The sequence below is a fragment of the Microbulbifer variabilis genome (assembly GCF_056232115.1).
This window is the reverse complement of record NZ_CP174325.1, coordinates 4,733,870-4,750,362: the sequence shown is the minus strand read 5'-3', so window position 1 is coordinate 4,750,362 and position 16,493 is coordinate 4,733,870. Positions and strand designations below refer to the sequence as shown.

Annotated in this window: 9 protein-coding genes; 4 read left to right on the top strand and 5 right to left on the bottom strand. The window is 43.0% G+C overall.

The features are described 5' to 3' along the window. Positions 1-142: 142 nt before the first annotated feature. Together ACJJI7_RS21285 and ACJJI7_RS21280 are read left to right on the top strand one after the other, a co-directional pair. Positions 143-475, top strand: coding sequence for a hypothetical protein (locus ACJJI7_RS21285; protein ID WP_282953036.1), 333 nt, complete (start codon positions 143-145; stop codon positions 473-475). A 100-nt stretch (positions 476-575) separates the two neighbouring features. Further along, positions 576-809, top strand: coding sequence for a hypothetical protein (locus ACJJI7_RS21280; protein ID WP_282953037.1), 234 nt, complete (start codon positions 576-578; stop codon positions 807-809). Positions 810-1,248: 439 nt separating this feature from the next. Here the strand turns inward: ACJJI7_RS21280 and ACJJI7_RS21275 are convergent, their stop codons facing one another. Together ACJJI7_RS21275 and ACJJI7_RS21270 are read right to left on the bottom strand one after the other, a co-directional pair. Beyond that, positions 1,249-1,467 (bottom strand): hypothetical protein, encoded by a 219-nt coding sequence (locus ACJJI7_RS21275; protein WP_282953038.1) that lies wholly within the window; start codon positions 1,465-1,467, stop codon positions 1,249-1,251. Positions 1,468-1,574: 107 nt separating this feature from the next. Then, on the bottom strand, positions 1,575-2,552 hold the full coding sequence (locus ACJJI7_RS21270; protein WP_282953039.1) for a trypsin-like serine peptidase: 978 nt from the start codon (positions 2,550-2,552) through the stop codon (positions 1,575-1,577). A 1,140-nt stretch (positions 2,553-3,692) separates the two neighbouring features. On the opposite strand from ACJJI7_RS21270, the gene ACJJI7_RS21265 reads away from it, so the two are divergent. Then, positions 3,693-5,519 (top strand): DUF885 domain-containing protein, encoded by a 1,827-nt coding sequence (locus ACJJI7_RS21265; RefSeq protein WP_444901269.1) that lies wholly within the window; start codon positions 3,693-3,695, stop codon positions 5,517-5,519. A gap of 276 nt (positions 5,520-5,795) precedes the next feature. Here ACJJI7_RS21265 and ACJJI7_RS21260 read toward each other — a convergent pair whose 3' ends face one another. Then, positions 5,796-6,293 (bottom strand): FAD-dependent oxidoreductase, encoded by a 498-nt coding sequence (locus ACJJI7_RS21260; RefSeq protein ID WP_282953041.1) that lies wholly within the window; start codon positions 6,291-6,293, stop codon positions 5,796-5,798. Positions 6,294-6,971: 678 nt separating this feature from the next. Here ACJJI7_RS21260 and ACJJI7_RS21255 point away from each other — a divergent pair. Further along, positions 6,972-13,538 carry a BamB-related PQQ repeat family beta-propellar protein gene (locus tag ACJJI7_RS21255; protein ID WP_444901270.1) on the top strand — a complete coding sequence of 2,189 codons (6,567 nt, stop codon included), beginning with the start codon at positions 6,972-6,974 and terminating at the stop codon, positions 13,536-13,538. 311 nt (positions 13,539-13,849) lie between these two features. Here the strand turns inward: ACJJI7_RS21255 and ACJJI7_RS21250 are convergent, their stop codons facing one another. Beyond that, on the bottom strand, positions 13,850-15,427 hold the full coding sequence (locus tag ACJJI7_RS21250) for a phytoene desaturase family protein (protein ID WP_444901271.1): 1,578 nt from the start codon (positions 15,425-15,427) through the stop codon (positions 13,850-13,852). Positions 15,428-15,736: 309 nt separating this feature from the next. After that, positions 15,737-16,300, bottom strand: a complete 564-nt coding sequence (locus ACJJI7_RS21245; RefSeq protein ID WP_282953047.1) for a hypothetical protein — start codon at positions 16,298-16,300, stop codon at positions 15,737-15,739. Positions 16,301-16,493 lie beyond the last annotated feature (193 nt).

Sequence of the window (16,493 nt, the reverse complement as noted above, 5' to 3'; positions counted from 1 at the left end):
AGCGGCTCAAATATGCAGGCAGCGCCTGCCGGACTTACTGCTGCGAAGCTCGCTGCTTAGTCGGGCGTTATGTTTTTCAGGAGAGATTTCGCAGTGGGCTGATGAAAAAAATCTTCGATGTGACGAGCCCGATGAAATGATAATGGATCTTTTGTTAGCCAACGATGAGAATAAGCAATATAAGGTTTTATCCCAGCTTGATTTTAAATGCGAAAGTGAAGCTTTTGATAGTGTTGCATCCAGAATTGCGGAATTATATGAGTGTAACAAACTCGATTTTCATGAGGTTCCAAGCAAGCTTATTTTAATGAGTTTTCATTCGGTAAATTTAAGCAGTGATCAAGCTAAATGCTGTAGCTGGCTTGATGATGAAACCTGCTTAATTATGCAGGGTATTAAAGAGCAAGGCCCCGCAGAGGTTGAGCTAAAAGGATTCATGGAAATTGTAAAATTAAAATATAACAGGTGCCTGTAATTTGACTTCCGGCCACTGTTACCTTTTGTGCAAAACCCGCACAAAATTTGCCATCAAAAATTTGCTTGGTGAGCCGGGCACTATTGACAATGGAGTATTGATGTCTCAACCAAAAGATAGAATTGTAGTAGCTAGCGATGTAAATCCAAGAGATGGCATTGGTGTCGAGATTTATAGAGACGACGAACTTGTCATAGAGATATTTCGAGATGATACGGAGAAAACCCGCACTGTCACAGTATTCAAAGAGTCAGTAACTCTTGAGCTGATGCAAGAATGTATTGAAATATTCAAAAAAGAAATCCCATGGGATTTTATTGAGTATGATGAATAAACACATAATAAGCGGTTCCAGAAAAAGAATTAGCGATCGGTAAGATCTGTAGAAAAAGATTTACTCAGACTTGAAGGTTCAAACAAATGAACATAACTATCACAGGCAAGTTGCTTCGGTCCCGCGGGCCTGTGCGGGTGTTTTGCTCCACCTACTGTGGGCTTTATAAGTTAATTGCAAGAAATTCAGTAAACCCAATGTTTAAAAGCTGATCCCGGACACCTATAGGTTAAATAAATTACTTTAAGCTCACGTATTTTTTCTTTACTGGAATTATTAATAGCTAAGAAGTAGGTATTAGATCAGGCCTGAGATGCCTCCCTCTGATTGATCATAGATTGAGCATATAAATGGAGCATCGGTATGACTGGTTCGGTTGATAGAGGTTTATTATTACTTGATGTACTGGCAGAGAAATAGATCTAGCAATCGCATACGCTCAGCGTACCGAGCTGTATTTTTCTGACAGAGATTTCAGCTTTTCAGCTGTCTCCAAGTCGGAACTAAACCATATCTGTAGTGGGTAGGACTCAAGAATAACGACATCTTTTACTTGTCCTAGTTGTTCCAGGCGCTGTACTTCGCGTAAAACGGGATCAGGTGTCTTTAGACTGCCTCTCACCATCACACGATGCCATTCGGGCTCATCATCGGCCATTATCCCGCATGCACCTAGAAAAAAGATCAAAGGAATAAGTATTCTCATATTATTAACAAAGGCGCCCAAGGGCGCCTTTTTCCGAACTTGAGTGTGGTATTTTCACTTTATGGATAAGTGGCAATCCAATCCTGCAAGGTAGTATACACTGTGCTGGTTAAGCGAGTTCCGCAGTTCTGTGAGGGCGATCCAGTGGTGTGGATTCCGCGAACGGTGTTATTAGTATCTTTAATCCCACTGCCACTTTGGCCACCAGCTGTATCTAATGTATAACACACTCTATAGGTACTTGAGGATGTACTACCTGAGTCAGTCCACATAGTAGCAAATGGCTTATCTCCTGGGTATCCAGTAACGCTATGGGTTCCGCTCGAATAGACCCCCCATCCTGAATATCCATTGTGAGGTGGTTCCGCTAATACAATAATCGCATAGTCATAGTTAGTGTCTCCATTATTATGCCATGCGGTGGTAGTCACAGCATTGGTCCAGGTTTCACTGCCCCAGGGTTTATAACTACCAGATTGGGCCACCGTGAAATCAAGAGAACTGAACCAGTTGCCGGAACCATCAGAAACACAGTGGCCTGCCGTCAAGACATGTTTTGCTGTAATCAATGTACCGGTACATCCCACATCAATGCGGCCATTATACCAGTGGGGATTTTGCACAGTATTAGTGATTTGAACTCTGTCGTCAGTGCCTATTACAACTGTGGGTAGCAGTCGTTCCTGACCTTCGACCATAGTGGGCAATTGCCCTTTAGAGGAAAAAACACTTGCATCCAAGCCTTGAGACTCAAAAATCGCTATAGCTTGCTCCAGCAATGAAAGCGATTTCTCATCTACGTCTGCTACATATTGCTTACCGTCTGGAGTAACCGCAATGGCGCTTAAAGAAGAGGTGCGCTCTATTAACGTATATTCTTTCTTTACAGCAGTCTCGTCTACTACCGGCTGCTTGGCAACATTATGCCCGCTGATGAAACTTGCGGCTTGGCCTATCTCAACAAAATTGTAAAGGGGATCTGCATATGATGCCCCTGAGAGTACTGCTAGTGAAAGAAAAATATGAGTTCTATTCATATCTAATCCCTCTAAATTAATAGATGTTTAGTAGCGGTACGACCATTTTTTATTTTCACACTTAATTCTTGTGCGGGCGCATAATATAGTACTTTCGTGCATATTTACAACTCGATGATTGTAAATTAGAAGCTAACCAGCGCCAGTTTTCATACCAAAGAACGCTCTAAGTATTTCAAGAAATAATTAACATTCTTTATATGAAGAATTAAAAAAGCCTGCTGCTGCTGATATTTGTTGAAATACTAAACAAATGATTAAAGATATTCTTTCAGTCAGACTTTTAAGAAACCATTACTTGTTGTACTTTTACAAATATGAAAAAAATTATCATCAATAATTCCATATAAAATCTATGAAAGTCACACTTGATAATTTAGAAATGCTAAATTAATCGGCTTGTCTGAAATCTGATGTCATCTGTTTAGCTTGTCCTATGAACAGAAATCACACCTTAATCGTTATATTTATATATATAGTTTTATTATCTTAGAAGGATAAAGCAGGTACTGGAGTACAATGATTCTGTACGCCCAAAGATTGGGACTCTGCAATTTAGGTGAGAGTTTTATGCAACGAAGTTGTTCCAACTCTTGCCGCCAGGCAGTTCTGGAAGGAATTACTAGCTGAATAGGCTGGCGACATATTGGCGTTCTGCCGTGAGAGGAGGCAATGATGGAGGGGGTTAACGATTCTACAATGGGCTACTTTGAGCAACCATGTTGCATCGTATCCATATAGGCCTGCTCCAAGTAACTTATGGCCGGATCTGCAATTAAGTAATTTCTACCTTTGTTAATGATCATTTATTTAGAATTTAAGGGATCGTTGGGTACCTTCCATTGAATCCTTACTAGTCATACTTTTATTTTAATGGTGAGTATATGTTCATATCTCTCATACGAACTTATGTTTTCCTTTCTTGTCCTCCGTAAATAGATAGCAACTTAGCGCAATGGTAACTTGCACAAAAATTAGGAATTTTGATTTTCCTTAAGGAGTGGCGCCCCTGACTTGATGCGTCTGCAATGTGCATTTTATCGCCTAATTCAGTTTGTTCGACGCTTTGCTTGGTTCAAATGGTTGTACTTCACTTATTAGCATGGTGACAATGGCGATCTAAAGTAAGAGGGGTCGATAATGATAAAAATAACAGCCAAATGGTTTGGTGGAGCTCTATTGATTGGGGTGGTTGGAGTTTCAGCCTTTGCGGCCAATGCGATTTATTTTAAGCCTTGGGCTATAAATGTGTATTTTGAAAGAGCATTCATCAAAATTCAAAGTACCAGCCTGGAAACGCTGTCAATTTTACGGATTCTTGAACAATTTGGATTTGATGGCCACAATGCCCATCTTGATGATATTTCTGAAAAGATGGTACAACATAAGCTTCAGATAGTTAAGGATGAGCTATCTACTTTAAGGAAGTATGATCGATCTAGTCTCAATGATCGACAGGCAATTTCCTATGATATTTTTGAGTACTACCTGGAAAGCATGGTAGAGGGAGATCGTTGGAAACATCATAACTATCCTCTCAATCAGATGTTTGGTGTTCAAAATAAGCTGCCGGAATTTCTTGTTGAGTTGCATCAGATTAATAGTATCAAAGAGGCTGATTATTATCTTTCTCGCTTAAGTGAAGTGGATAGAAAATTCTCTCAGGTATTAGATGGATTAAGAATTCGGGAACAAAAAAAGATCCTGCCTCCGCGCTTTGTAATTGATCGTGTGTTGAAGGAAATGCAAGGATTTATTGATGTTCCAGCTCAAGAAAACATACTCTATACCTCTCTGGAAGAGCGCCTGAGTGTGCTTGAAACTCTACCAGACCATGAGCGTACACGTATCCTTGATAGGGGAAAGATACTAATAGAAACCGAGGTCTACCCCGCTTACGTAAGCTTGATCGCCTATTATCGAGAATTGCAGCTTAAAGTTACAGGGAGCCATGGAGTTTGGGCTCTTCCGGAAGGTGATGAGTTTTATGCCTATCAAGCACGTGTTCATACCACTACAAATCTGACTCCTGATGAGCTGCATGATACTGGCTTGAAGGAGGTGACACGCATAGAGGAGGAAATGAATACGATCTTTGCTTCTATTGGTCTTGATAGAGGTAGTATCAATTATCGTTTTTCAGCAATCAATAATGACCCTCGGTTTATTTATGAAAATTCTGATAAAGGACGCGAGCAGATTATCAGAGATTACCAATTGATAATTAATGAAATTAATGAAGGTATTGATGACTATTTCAATTTAAAACCGACAGCGAGAGTAGAGGTTCGACGAATAGCAGAGTTCAAAGAGCAGGGTGCACCTAAAGCATACTATATGCCCCCAGCAATTGATGGCTCACGCGGAGGAGTATTTTATGTGAACCTGCGCGATGTTCATGAAACCAAGAAATTCAGCATGCGAACTTTAGCTTACCATGAGGCAGTTCCAGGGCATCATTTCCAGGAAGGGATTGCGCAGGATCTAGAGGAGCTGCCAACTTTTCTTAAGGCAGTATCAAATACTGCTTATTCAGATGGCTGGGCTCTCTATACTGAGCAACTAGCAAAAGAGATGGGTTTTCAAGATGATCCTTATGATGATCTTGGACGATTGCAAGATGAGATGCTTCGGGCTGTACGTTTAGTGGTGGATACCGGCATACATCACAAGCGTTGGGGTCGGAAAGAGGCAATTGAGTACATGGTGGAAAAGACCGGTATGGCGAGAACTGAGGTCATAACTGAGGTTGAGCGCTACTTCGTAATGCCAGGGCAAGCTGTGGCTTATAAAACTGGCATGTTGAAAATACTGGAATTACGTGAAGGTGCACGTCAAGAACTAGGAAATAAGTTTGATATCCGTGAATTCCACGATGTTGTATTAACCAACGGCGCTGTACCCCTGATGGTATTGGAGCAATTAATTGATCAATGGATAGTCAATAAAAAGGGCTTGGAGAGTTAATAGCGGGGGCGTTTCAGTGGATACCCTTTACTGTTTCAGAGTTATTATGCATTAGTTGTAGTGGAGCTAAACAAGACTCTTTGAAACGTTTGAATTCGAAGTTGAGCTTAACTCATTTACTGAAACTAAATCTCATGCTATGAATGGCCCGCATTCGCAGGCCATTCTTATTTATCTCTTAATATTTCCATTGCAGTGTTATGACTAGGTACTTAAGTAACCCCACTTCCCGGGTGGCTTGGGCTGCTTCGACCAGCCGTGTTTTCTCGCGTCTACTTAGGCCTGTTCCAAGTAGTTCATTGTAGGATCAATGACTATTCTAGGTTGATGGTGTGGCTGTAGGTGAGTTCCGTGCTTGCAAGTGAAGCCTGGTAGTTCATACAGCGTCACATTCATATGGAAGGTCCCGGAGCCTACCCTGAAACCGCGCACACGGCGGCGAAACTCAGTCTCCTGATGTTGTTCGCGAATCATCTGGGAATAGAGCAGTTTAGAGTCAACATTGGTAACTACTATAATGGCTGTAATGGTTTCCCGACTACTTAGCCGCACTCCGGTAGCGCGACCACCATCAATCAACACCTTCTTAACTTCAGCTTTTATGCGAATGGTGACTCCGAGATACTCAGCCTCTTTACAGATGGCCTGGGCGATAGCACCTATATCACCCATATCACCCATGGCATGACCCCAAGCGCCTTTCTCACCATTGACCTTACCAAATACATGGTGCAATAACTCATAATCAGAGCTGCAACGATGTTGGATACCCACCAATTGGAGAGTACTGAGGTGGGAGTCAAACGCTTACATCATTTAATTGGTTGTCAGAGGTTCTGCGCAGAAACAGGCGGTATGCAACTCACGATAGCCGCTCATCGGACAGTTGATAGGAATTTAGGCAAAGAGCCACACAAGCAAGATAGTAGTCCTTGATGAATTTTCTGAGTTTAGCGGTGGGAAAAGAAAGCGCTGGCAATCCTTAACCCATGCATCCTTGGTTTATTCGGTTACAGTTGCCAGCCCCTCCAGTCTACTGGCTTTAAATAGCGGCTCAGCTGAAAAGGTAAGCCTTTGGGCATCCCGGCGCTCCTTGCCCACCAGAGGTGGGTTGCTCGGTTGAGATTGCAGCGTGAATACGTTTCTGGATCGAGTGGTAATTGGGACTGCGATATCGAGAGTAAAGATCTCGGCCCTTTTTGCATTCTATCTTCAACTCGCTGACGCTGGTGCTCACAGTTCTTCCCGGATTTGGCCCTCCTACCGCAGAGGAATGCCCTTCGCACACAGCGGGAGATATAGTGATATAAGGTATTGTATTCCAGGTTTGGTTTTGCAGTTCATTTAATAGCCGTATATGATTCGCGCCCGCTTATTGTAAAGAATCGCACAGTGGCTAAAAGGCCTCGATTTATACAGCTCAAGTACTATCGCACCAAGTATGCAGGCTGAGTGATTGAAAAGGATTGTGATATGGGATCGCGAACAACGGCATTTAATTTAAAGCTTGTACTGGCAGGTCTCACTGCGGTCTTATTAGGTTGCGGAGGGGGAGGAGGCAGTGACTCTTCACCTGAACCCGAGCCACCAGCCCCCCCACCCGTGACGTATTCACTTTCAGGGGCAGCCGTAAAGGGACCCCTAAGTTTTGCCAATTATAGGATTCATGAAGTTTCTTTTGAGGCGGCGGACTTAAAGGGGGATATTGTAGCGAGAGGTGAAACCACAGAGTTAGGTAAATTCACTGAGGGAGGCTTAGATCTTCCGGGTAATGGTTACTATCTAATTGAATTTTTGGCTAGTGATGCCACGGTAGACCTAACGACAGGAATGGCCCCAATCCTTCCTGGCCTGTCGACAATTGTTGAATCTGAAGCTCTCGAGAAATCTAAAGATATCTTCGCAACACCGCTAACAACCATCGTAGTTGATCTGATCCGGCGTGGAAATATCGAAGATAAGCAGGGATTGACCGATGCTTTGATATCTCAATCTCTGATTGTTAAAAGTCAGTTAGGCTTTGAGCTGCTAGATAAGGTAGACCTTTTTCATACGCCACCAGTGGCTTTTGGGAATGAGGCCGATCTTGATGATATTTTGAGCTACCGTACCGCTTCTGAAGCTACCGCGTCTCTTGTGTGGGCTCTTAAAAACGAGACAGATATAAGCACTTCAACAGTACTGGAGTTGTTAGTTTCAGATCTAACAGATGGGGCGTTAGATGGCCTTGCCGAAGGTCTTGATACAAATACCACGCAGGCAATACAAGATAATTACGACTTTTTGTCCAGGCTGAACGTTGGTGAGCTACCTGTGCCCAACACCTTTGACCCCGAGTCTTCAGACGCTGAGACTCCTCTCAAAGTTGGTGGCTTAGTTAAGCTCCTTATTCATGAAACACGCCAATATGACAGTTCAAGAGAGATCTCAGCCTGGGGGGATAAACCAAAATACTCCATTATCAAAGCTATCGGAGCCGACTTAGATGGGGATGGTACCCCCAATGACGTTGACAATGATATCGACAATGATGGCGTAGAAAACGAGAACGACGCATTCCCTTGGGATGAAACAGAGTCATCAGATCTGGATGGTGACGGAGTTGGTGATAATGCTGACCATTACGATCTTGATGCGTTGTGCTCCCGGATAAATGAAGGTGATGGGGAGACCTGTTTCGCTACTCTGACCGATACACTAGCTTTGGATGAAGTATTTTCTGATGCGAATGGTGTTATATATCTCAGCTTCTCTGAAAATGGGGTTTACAATTTTTACCAGTGGAGTTTAGAGACCCAAAACTTCACTGGAAAACTTGATCTAGTAGTTGATGATCAAAGTCCCCAGGTTGTACGTTACCATGATGAGCACAAGAGAGTATATCTTGCTTATAGTGACGGCTGGATCCGATATTTTTCAATTGATACACCTGAAAAGATAGTTGACCTCATTCAAATGCCTGTTGGTGCAACTGGACTGGCTGAGGCGGGTAATTATTTATTGCTTCAAGATAATCAGGGAGCTTGGTACTCACACCATGTCTTGTCTAAGGATGGAAATTTATTAGATAGCAAGGATTGGAATAGGTATTCTCATTATTACGCTTGGAACGACGTAAATAGCCGGATTTATCATTTTAGAGATGGCACGTCCCCTAATGATATACATTTTGAGGAAATCTCTCAGTCGAGCGGCGCTATAGGTGTCCAAGGGGAATCTCCCTACCATAGTGATTACACTATCAGAGGCCCCATTCTGATTGTGAACGGTGGTAATGGAGTACTGCTTGGTAGTGGTGATTATTACGAAGCCAGTGACTTGAGTTTTATTGGTTCTCCAGTAACTAGTTTTGATTATGGGTTTTCCGATAGTAGTGTGATTGTAACCCTATCAGCGTCTGTTACTAATAATAGAAGCTCTTTAGTTGCTTACAATAATGATTTTGAGGCGTTTTTTTCTGCTACCTATACAGGGCTTCCTGAGGGCTTAGTACAGTTAGATGAAGTGGCCTTAGTCATTACTTATACTGAAAATCATGGCCGAAAGTATCAGCTCGTTGAGCTGTTGGATGATATAGATGGCGATGGAGTTCCGAATAGAGAAGATGCATTTCCAAACGATAGGGCTGCATCAGTAGATTCTGACCTCGATGGCGCGCCCGACTCATGGAATGATGGGTATGATCCGTCTGTGGGAGAATCTAGTTTAAGCCTCGATTTATTTCCTCTGGATTCAGCCTGCTACCTTGCAGAGCATGGCATAAATGGTGTTTGTGATATTCAAGGGCAAGTGCAGGTCAAAAATGTAGATGATGTTGCTCGAAGAGGAGACGTGCTTTATTTACTGGATGACAATTCCAGCTCAATCTGGAAGTGGGATACGGTAGCTGGTAAATATTTAAATCCTTTACATTTGGGGCACTTTGAGAGCAACGGTAAGGCGCTGTCTATTAATGTCGACAATTCATCTTCGATATTGGTTGGTTTTGAGAATGGTAAACTTCTTGAGTTTAGTGAAACTTTACCTATAAAAAACCAGGAAGTGGCCTCGTTTGAGGGTAATCTGGAAGCATTAATAAGTGCTGGTGATTTCTATGTGGCAGTTGCTGGAGGTGGTTCAGGTAGCGCTTATTTGAATTATCACTTGCTTAATAAAAGCTTTGTGATTAGGGATAGTTACAATTGGGTAAGCAGCTCACAGGAGCTGTTTTACGTGGAGGAAACCGGCCGGTTTTATCATTATTCTTCTTATGGAGATTTAAATAGCTTTAATATTGATAATGATAGAAAGGAGTTTTCCGGGTATCAATATTATTACTTCGGAGAGTCTTTAGGTGCATGGCTGTCGCAATCACCGGATGGTAAATTGTTTGTGACTGGAGAGGGGAATGTTATCCAGGGGTACCCCGCTAACCCCCTCGTTAGCGCACTTGATTTGAGCTCTTTATCTGAGGATGTGGGTGCGGAGATACAGCTACAGGATTTCACCTGGAGCGAGAGTGTTGCTGTTGGCCTGGTTAAGGTAGATAGGGAATATCTTTTAGCAATTTTCAGTCATGATCTTAGAGAAATTCTATTTAAACAATATCTCGATATCGATACCTATATAGACCTTATTGCTGATGAAAATGGTGTAATACTAATTCATCAATCAATTGGCAATGAGCTGAATATAGTAAATTATCGGTATGAATCTGATGCCGATAACGATGGCTTGCCAATGTGGTGGGAGTTGGCCCATGGTTTGGATGACACTGACAAACTAGATGCCTTGAAGGATTCGGATGCTGATGGCCTAAATAATCTTGAGGAGTTCTTAGCCGGCAGTTCGCCTTTGATGGCAGATACGGATCAGGATGGGTTGTCAGACTTTGACGAGGTTATCACTTACTTTACCAATCCATCTAACAGTGATACAGATGAAGATGGTATGCCGGATGGCTGGGAAGTACTATTTGGACTGAATCCGTTGGATGCTTCCGATGCCGATAGTGATTTGGATAATGATACGTTTTCTAATCTAATCGAGTACCTTTTGGGCTCTGACCCAACTGAGGAGTTATCTTTACCCTCTCCAATCGATGAATTCTATTTTTCTTTTGAAAATCAAGAATTGCCGGGGGGCTGGGTCTCACAGGGTAGCCCACAATTTGTCACTCAATCAGCTAGTGATGGGGTTGTTAGCTTATTTACCGAAGGTAGTTGGGGTATTTCTACAACCAATTACTTTTCCCCTGTAGAGTTTTCTCTACAAGCACGATCTACCTGCTATTCCATCTATGATGCTGAATTGGTTATTGAGCTAAATGGTGAGAAATTATTAGGTGTGTCTGTCTCCCAAACATCATGGGAAAAGATATCTGTTCCCATTACTGAGGGTTATCATACATTAGATGTGAGGATTGAATCCTCAGCTAACGATTGTGGCATTTTGATTGATGAACTGAAGGGGGTTTCTCTTCCTACAATTTTTGAAGTGGGGGCCTCTGGAATTTCTATTTTTGAAAATAAGCTTTACTTACTTGATGTCGATGGTCGTGAAATAAAAAGTTTCGACATCCCTAATCCGAGTGGAAGTGATTTCACATATGCACGAGATGCGGTGATTTTGGATGATGGAAGAGTAGCGATTTTCAATGGGACATTTGAGCCTTATTTAAGTGTATATTCACTAGAGTCAAATCTTTGGGAGCATTATCCAGCGCCTGGTTGGAGTATTATTAATAATTTGAGTTATGGCGGCATAGATGCTGTTGGTGAACTAGTTTTCGTTACCAACCAGTCAACGAGTGGCAGTCCTAGTCAAGGGTATGTGAAGTTTGACTTAGCAAATGGTTCTGTGAACTATGTAGATGCAGACTCATTTATAGATCTGACAGTTGGCGCAGATGGCTATCTCTACGCATTAAGTGGCAGTCAGGTTTCTCAATTCAGTCCAGAGTCAGGAATTCTGCTCTCCAACATATCTATTGAAACTTCCCGGGCAATTGCGGTAGATGAGGCTGGTAATATTTTTTCAGCTACCTGGAATGGTGAGATACATCAGTTTACGGCTGGTGGGGTTTTGCAAAAAACATTATTCGTTGGCCAGAGCTTTAATGATCTAAATCTCCGTAGTAATGGGGAGTTAGTCGCTGCTACAGCATATGACGGACTATATCGTGTCACGGCAGACTTAAGTAGTTTTTCCAAGCTAGATGCGCGGGGTAAATTTGTAGATCTGACACCAGATTGGGACTCTGACAGTGATGGACTTCCTGATTGGTGGGAGTATGGCTTTGGATTAGATCCGAAGAATGTTGCTGATGCGGGCTCCGATTTGGATGGGGATGGCTTATCTGCGTTGCTAGAGTACACCTTTGGTACTCATGCGGACAACCCTGATACTGATAATGACGGCGTTAACGATGGCGATGAACTGTTGATTTATGGTTCTAATCCTTTTGTTGTGGATACAGATGCTGATGGTTTGTCTGATGCAGCAGAGGTGGAATTAGGTACAAGTTTATTGGAGCAAGATAGTGACAACGATGGGCTTACTGATTTTACAGAGGTGAAGGAACTCGGCTCAAATCCATTACTTGAAGACACAGACAGTGATGGTATGGGAGATATGTACGAGTTTGAGTATGGTTTGGATTTGTTGGCAGATGATAGCGCTGGTGATATTGATGCTGATGGCCTGACCAACCTGCAAGAATATACCTTGGGGTCTTCCCCAATAGATATAGACACAGATGGTGATTTCCTTTCGGATTTTGAAGAGTCGAATACCTATGGTACATCCCCAATTATTGCTGATACTGATGGCGATCATATGCGGGATGGATGGGAAGTGCTTTATGCGCTAGACCCCATTGATGCTGACGATGCAGCAAATGATGAAGATTTTGATTCTTTTACAAATTTTGAAGAGTTCTTCTCAGACACTTCACCTATTGATAGCAATAGTTACCCCTTACCTGTGGTATGGGCGACATATCAAGGCGGAGCAGCGCATACTGGTTATACACCGCTACAGCTAGATGTAGATAATTTCTCTCACCATTGGTCCGTGACATTACCTAATATGACGAAGTTACACCCGGTAGTGGTGGCTGATGGTAAGGTCTTCGCATCTAATGATTCCTATTTTGCTGAGCATAGAATTGTTGCCCTGGATACAAGCACGGGAGATTTGGCATGGGAGCGCGTTTATGATGGTATACATTCTATAAACCCCCCAGCTTATGACAGTGGAAAAGTCATTTTTCAAACTGGTGGTCATGGGGATTCCTTTATACGAGGGCTTGACATAGATGATGGCTCACTATTGTTTGCTACTAAATATGAAAATCAGTGGACAACTTATATGTCTCCAACTGTATATGATGGAGGGATTTATACTGCGGGGGGGTATTACGGAGGACTTTACTCATTTGATCTGAGTGATGGATCGGAGTCCTGGTTTACATCAACAGATCATTATCAAGATTTTACCCCAGCTGTAGATGAAGAGTATGTATATGCATTTATTACTGATCTACAGGTTTTTTATCGTGATTCTGGTGAATTAGCCTATAAGATTGAATATCCTAATCTTGACTGGAGAGGATACGATGTAAATGTGGCCACAGTTTTGACTAGGTATAATAATGTTGTGGCAATTCAATCGGGCTCTTTAGTTGTATTTGATCTGGATGAACGCAATATTTTGTGGGAGAAAACTTCTGTTGGGTTTTCCGGGCAGCCATCCTCTAGTGGTGGAGTTATTTATGCCTTGCAGTCTGGCATTCTGAAGGCTATCGATGAAGAAGATGGCAGCGAAGTGTGGGCCTGGGAGGCGCCAACGTTGTTAACTTCAAATATTGTGGTAACCCGAACGCATATTTTTGTTGGAGATTCCTCACATACTTATGCCATTAATATAGGTACTCAGGAGCTGGACTGGAGTTTTGAATCTTCCGGGCACTTAAGTCTTGGTGATGACGGAACCCTGTATATCGCTGGCTCTGAGTTGACTGCTATTTCGCTACAGTAACTGAATCTTTAATTAGATTGGGTTTTGTTTACTGGGACGGCTGTTGGTATGGTGGGGTAACTCACCATGCCATCAGTATTCGTTAGCTTGACGCAACCATAGTCTTATAAGGCTGCTGTGTAGTAGTCCAGGTAGACATAGATCATACAGGCTGTCAGCGCTCTCCCATTATGGTCCCTGCACTTGCCAGCAAGTGCAGGGACTCATTCAAATAACGTATATACCAGCTGATCTCTTGAGTGGTAAACCTTGGCCTGAACACTCTATAAATAGTGGCCGCACTGGGTTCATAAGATCAGTGCGAGCCAGTCTCATCTATCTTTCAGAATCTCCATTGCAGCGTTATGTCCAGGCACTCCAGTAACCCCACCTCCAGGGTGAGTGCCGGAGCCACAGAGATATAAATCTTGAATCGGCGTACGGTAATCTGCAAAACCCATAAAGGGGCGGTTGCTCCAAAGCTGGTCCAGCCCCAGGGCGCCATGGAATATATCGCCACCCATCAAGCCAAACTTGCGCTCTAAATCCAGAGGTGAGTGAATTTGCCGGGCGATGATGGCGTCACGGAAATTGGGAGCATAGTTAGTGACGGTATCGACAATGGTTTGTGCCGCTTGCTCGCGGTAGTCGTCCCAGCTATTGCCGTCCGACAGTTCTGGAGCAAATTGCTGGCAGAATAAGCTGGCGACATGGTGGCCCTCGGGGGCTAAGGAGGGGTCGATGGTAGAGGGTATCAATATCTCTACAATGGGCTGCTTCGACCAGCCGTATTGTGTCGCATCCACGTAGGCCCGCTCCAAGTAATCCATGGTGGGGCCAATGACTATTCCAGATTGATGGTGTGGCTGTAAGTGAGTTCCGGGCTTGCAAGTGAAATCTGGTAGTTCAGACAGCGCCACATTCATACGGAAGGTTCCGGACCCTACCTTGAAGCCGCGCACACGGCGACGAAACTCCGGCTCTAGGTGTTGTTCGTCAATCATCTGGGAGTAGAGTAGTTTAGGGCCAACATTGGCAATTACTTTGCCGGCGGTTACGGTCTCTCCATTGCTTAGCTGCACCCCGCTAGCGCGACCACCATCAACCAGGACTTCTTTAACTTCGGCGTCTGTGCGAATAGTGACCCCCAGGCGCTCAGCCTCTTTACGCATGGCTTGTGTGATAGCACCCATGCCGCCCATGGCATGACCCCAAGCGCCTTTCTCACCATTAACCTCGCCAAACACATGGTGCAGTAACACGTAAGCGGAGCCGGGAGTACTGGGAGCGGCATAGTTACCGACAATAGAATCGAAGGCAAATGCTGCTTTGACATGGTCATTTTCAAACCAGGCATCCAGCACGCTGGTAGCGCTCTTGGTAAACAGGTCGAGTGCATCCCGGCGAGCTGCCATACTGAGCTTTTTCGCTCTCATGCCAAAGCTACCAGCGCGAATCAAATCTACAAACCCGCCACCCACGTTGGGGGGAGAGCGTAGCAATTCTTCACGTAAAATATCCGCTACGGTTTCCAGCATGGCATAAAAGTCGGGTAGAGTGGCTGCATCCCTTTCTGAGAAGCGGGCGACCTCTGTCTGTGTATCTGCCAGATTATTATGGAAGGAGAGACTCTCACTATCTGTAAGTGGGAAAAAGTTTGACTGTGGCCGTAACTTGATGTCCAGGCCATGCTCACGCAAGTGAAGGTCTTCGATGATTTTCGGGTTGAGCAGGCTCACGGTGTAGCTCGCTACCGAGTTTCTGAATCCTGGGTGGAACTCTTCAGTAACTGCAGCTCCGCCAACAATAGTCCGGCGCTCAAGAATTGTTACTTTTTTTCCCGCTTTGGCTAAATAGCAGGCGCAGACAAGGCCGTTATGGCCACCGCCAACAATCAAAAAATCCTTCATTATTATTCTCTGAGTCGTTAAAGGGTTTATTGATTGTCGTCAAAAAACGCTCAAAAATAAAGAGCCCCAAACTTGGTTGGTATCGCAAAGTTAATCGACTGTTAAGTGGCTCATTGCTTTAATGAATTGATAGTAAGGTAGCGGCACATATGCTCTAAGTTCTTTTGAGTGGGCCCTAAAAGACCAGTGCTCGCAAATATTTTGGCCAAGATTGTAGAATTTTCGGGAAGAAATCCTACTAAACTCAGTGAATATAAATAGTCTTGAGGTAAGGGCCAGGCAACCTTGCTATTGACATACCAGCATTTCTTACTTTTTATTGTCTTTTTTTATCGAATCAATAGTATAAATTACCATGCCAGTAGGCATTTCAGAGAACCAGTTCGCAATCTTATATGATGCAGATTTGTATAAATTTTCAGATTTCTGCCATCCTTTTAATTCCATTTTTCCGACAATAATACAAAGCAATAATTTCCCTTCAATATCAATTTTTGATCCATGCCCGGAAATAATGTACTCGGGTTTTTGGTTGTTAAGCTTAATGTGATAATTAGCGTCAGCTGCTCTGATCGTAATATCCAAAAAATCTGAATTACTTTGAGATTTCTTAGTGATAATAGATGCCGAAGTGCTATCAATGTATAGGTGGACTTGTGCAGATTCACTTGACTCCTTAAAATCAAAATTGGATCTATTTATTAATTGAAGTATATCTTCGCTGAAAAAAGCAGAGTTGGCGATTGCGCGCTCAGTAACAGATTTCAGTGAGTTAAAGTTAGAATCTTTTATTTTATTGTTCAGTATTTCGCTAGAGGCTGTGTTACTTATGAAGTAGATACAGAGTGCTGATAATAAAATCAGTATTTTCATCGGCCCCCTCTATCTTAATTTAAGAAGCATTTTTGTAGATTGAGTAAGAGAATTAGTGCATGTACAAAATTATTATATTAGATTGACGGCTAACAATTAAGTTCTACTAATCTGGGGAAATCTTAGATTCATTCGCTAAACTTTGAGAAGGCCGTTTAAGATAGGAAGCGTATTTAGGAAGGATAGAAGCTTA

Coding starts and splice junctions, on each gene's coding strand:
- ACJJI7_RS21275 (WP_282953038.1), bottom strand. CDS start 1,467: ATGGCCGATGATGAGCCCGAATGGCATCGTGTGATGGTGAGAGGCAGT.
- ACJJI7_RS21285 (WP_282953036.1), top strand. CDS start 143: ATGGATCTTTTGTTAGCCAACGATGAGAATAAGCAATATAAGGTTTTA.
- ACJJI7_RS21265 (WP_444901269.1), top strand. CDS start 3,693: ATGATAAAAATAACAGCCAAATGGTTTGGTGGAGCTCTATTGATTGGG.
- ACJJI7_RS21280 (WP_282953037.1), top strand. CDS start 576: ATGTCTCAACCAAAAGATAGAATTGTAGTAGCTAGCGATGTAAATCCA.
- ACJJI7_RS21270 (WP_282953039.1), bottom strand. CDS start 2,552: ATGAATAGAACTCATATTTTTCTTTCACTAGCAGTACTCTCAGGGGCA.
- ACJJI7_RS21245 (WP_282953047.1), bottom strand. CDS start 16,300: ATGAAAATACTGATTTTATTATCAGCACTCTGTATCTACTTCATAAGT.
- ACJJI7_RS21250 (WP_444901271.1), bottom strand. CDS start 15,427: ATGAAGGATTTTTTGATTGTTGGCGGTGGCCATAACGGCCTTGTCTGC.